The organism is Mesorhizobium sp. M8A.F.Ca.ET.181.01.1.1, assembly GCF_004792025.1.
Classification (GTDB): domain Bacteria; phylum Pseudomonadota; class Alphaproteobacteria; order Rhizobiales; family Rhizobiaceae; genus Mesorhizobium.
In genome coordinates, this window is record NZ_SRTV01000224.1 from 1 (window position 1) to 305 (window position 305).

Annotated in this window: 1 protein-coding gene; it reads left to right on the forward strand. The window is 63.0% G+C overall.

Annotation, left to right across the window (positions count from 1 at the left end; all coding sequences use genetic code 11):
• The coding region (locus tag EN824_RS34365; protein WP_145972526.1) for a substrate-binding domain-containing protein at window positions 1-305 on the forward strand (305 nt) is incomplete at both ends.

The window sequence follows — 305 nt, forward strand, 5'->3', positions numbered from 1 at the left end:
CAAGGGCGATATCAAGGTAGTGGGTCAGCAGTGGGTGCCGGAGTGGAGCGCATCCACGGCGCTGCGCATAGTGGAAGATGCGCTGACCGCGAACAACAACAAGATCGACGCAATTGTCGCTTCGAACGACGGCACGGCAGGCGGCGCAATCCAGGCGCTCGCCGCCCAGCATATGGCAGGCAAGGTGCCGGTATCGGGCCAGGACGCGGACCTCGCAGCAGTCAAGCGCCTGATTGCGGGCACGCAAACCATGACGGTGTACAAGCCGTTGAAGCTGATCGCGGTCGAAGCCGCCAAGCTTTCCG